Annotated in this window: 3 protein-coding genes; all 3 read left to right on the forward strand. The window is 48.8% G+C overall.

Annotated elements, in window-relative coordinates; all coding sequences use genetic code 11:
* On the forward strand, positions 1-931 hold a 931-nt coding region (locus tag ACOI7D_RS27630), incomplete at its 5' end, for an ISNCY family transposase (RefSeq protein ID WP_420668008.1).
* Between the two features lie 215 nt (positions 932-1,146).
* Complete coding sequence (locus ACOI7D_RS27635; protein ID WP_060590645.1) at positions 1,147-2,055, forward strand: LysR family transcriptional regulator; 909 nt, start codon at positions 1,147-1,149, stop codon at positions 2,053-2,055.
* A 133-nt stretch (positions 2,056-2,188) separates the two neighbouring features.
* Positions 2,189-2,695, forward strand: a complete 507-nt coding sequence (locus ACOI7D_RS27640) for a polyketide cyclase (protein ID WP_109547342.1) — start codon at positions 2,189-2,191, stop codon at positions 2,693-2,695.
* Positions 2,696-2,808: the final 113 nt, after the last annotated feature.

Raw genomic sequence — 2,808 nt, forward strand, 5'->3', positions numbered from 1 at the left:
CGAGAACCGTGCACCCGCCTGTACCTCACTGGTCTACGTCGACGATGCGACGAGCCGCATGATGCAGCTTCGTTTCGTTAAATCGGAATCGACCTTCACCTATTTTGAAGCCACGCGGGGCTATCTGGAGAAGCATGGCAAACCCGTGGCGCTGTACAGCGATAAAGCCAGCGTCTTCAGAATCAACAATAAAAACGCTACCGGTGGCGATGGTTATACCCAGTTTGGCCGTGCGATGCACGAACTGAACATCCTGACTATCTGCGCCAATACCAGTTCAGCCAAAGGCCGTGTGGAACGGGCCCATCTGACGCTTCAGGATCGCCTGGTAAAGGAGCTCCGGCTCAGGGGCATTTCTTCAGTGGATGCAGCCAATGATTTTGCTGATGAGTTTATGACCGATTACAACCGGCGCTTTTGCAAAGCACCCCGGCATGACTTTGATGTTCACCGGCCACTTGAAACTGATGATGATCTGACCGCATTTTTCACATGGCGGGAACCGCGCCGTGTTTCAAAATCCCTGACGGTGCAGTATGACAAAGTGCTCTATCTGATTGAAGACAATGAGTTAAGCCGAAGGGCTATTGGCAAGTACATTGAGATCTGGCATTACCCGGATGGCCGGAAAGAGCTCCGGCTAAACGGGGTTGTCCTTCCCTACTCCACCTATGATCGCCTTCAGGAAATCGACCAGGGGGCTATCGTGGACAACAAGCGCCTCGGGCGTACACTTGAATTTATCAAACTGGTACACGACAAACGCGACAATAACCGGTCACAGGCTCTCCCTGCCGGAGATGGCCCCTCGCGCCGACGCAGGAAACCCACAGAGAAGAAATCCCAGCGATCTCTGGACGAAGACGATATGCTCAATGCGCTGAAGACATTACAATCACGTTCTGACGAGATTTTCGGTACAAGGAAATGACATGGAGATGATGGCAGACATAATCCCATCTTCATAGAGCTGCAATGCAAGAGAGCTTAAGGTCCGCTTTGAGCGAAGCGGACTTATCCGTACAAGGCTTACCATCCAGAAATGGACGTTCCTCCAAAAGGAAAACACTCGCAAACCTTCTAGACAACCTTTTCACGAGCATTTAGCCTGAATTAAAATTTTAATATCTGTCAGGCTAGTTCATTATGAAAAATGATATCAGAACCCTCGACCTTAACCTTCTTAAGGCCCTTGATGCATTACTGGATGAGGGAAGCGTAACTCGGGCTGCACAGCGCCTCTCCCTGACGCAGCCTGCCGTCAGTGGTATGCTTATTCGCTTGCGTGATTACTTTGACGATCCACTCTTTGTTCGCACCAGCCACGGTATGGTCCCCACAATGCGGGCCAACGAACTTTCTACGCCGGTAAAACAAATCCTCACCGATATCGCTATCCTGCTGAAACCAAAGAAATTTGATCCCGTGACGGTGGAACTGACTTATACCATCGTCGCAACGGACTATGCACTTAAGGCTGTTGTCGTTCCGTTGATGGCTGAGCTAAAACAACGTGCACCGAATATTAAAATCGCCGTGCGGCCCGTGGACAATGAGCGAATGTATCAGCAGTTGTCTCGGGGTGAAGTTGATCTGGCTTTGATAACACCGCAAACAACCCCCGAAGACCTGCATGGAAGAGCGCTCTATGAAGAAGATTATGTCTGCGTAGCACGACGTCATCATCCTCTGGCAGCGAGTTCAGAAATGACGCTCGAACAATTTTGCAAACAGGAACATATTCTGGTGTCATCAGAAGGTAACTTCACCGGTGTTACAGATGAAGCACTGGCTAAGCTCAGTCTGACACGACGAGTAGGCATGTCAGTTAATAGTTTTCAGGTGATACCTGATATATTGCAAGTAACTGATATGATTGCAGTTGTACCTCGCCGCATGGTCTTGACTAACAACGATATCATCATTCTCCCTTTGCCCCTGAAAGTACCCGGCTTTACCAAGAGCATGGCCTGGCATGAGCGAACCCATCGTGACCCAAGTCATCAGTGGATTCGTGCTTTATGCGCAGAAGTAAGCCAACATCCCGCGCCCTGATATAATTTATTTTATTAAGAATATAAGTAATGACAATTCGACTTATAACTCCATTGCACCAATAATCACTGTCATCACGTTACTGCCGTAATGACACACGCAGTACACTCAACTATAGCAATTGGAGAAATTTATGAACGCGAATAACTGGCCTGAAGGCTTTATTCCGGGTTTTACCGATAACTTTGTTTCTAATGAAATGATCATCTCAGGTCTGAACGTCAATGATGTCTGGCCGCTCCTGAGTCAGCCATTGCTATGGCCGGAATACTATAAAAATTCCGCCGATGTGCGCTTTTATGACAACAAAGGTCCAGAATTGGAAAATGGGGTTCGCTTCTACTTCAGCACGTTTGGTTTCCCAGTTGAAGCTCAGGTTGTGGAGTTTGTTCCACCTGCTGAAGGTAAACCTGCTCGCCTGGCATGGCACGGATGGGCCGGTGAAAAAGATACCGCTCAACGACTCGATGTCCATCATGCGTGGCTACTGGAGGATCTTTCCGGTCACAGGGTCCGTATCCTAACGCAGGAAACACAGAACGGAGTCCCGGCAATAGATCTGGCAAATACCCGCCCGAACCCAATGCTTAATGGTCATCAGGAATGGCTTGACGGCCTGATTCGAGCAGCAAAGAAATAATAAACCGCTTTCCACAGTCATATCACTGAGGCTGCACTTCCCCGCAGTCTCAAGAATATTTGCTCGTTTGCTATTGCACTTGATTACAGGTAAATCATGTAACCCCCGCAAGT

It is taken from the genome of Klebsiella sp. C360, from assembly GCF_048822415.1.
Lineage (GTDB): Bacteria > Pseudomonadota > Gammaproteobacteria > Enterobacterales > Enterobacteriaceae > Klebsiella > Klebsiella quasipneumoniae.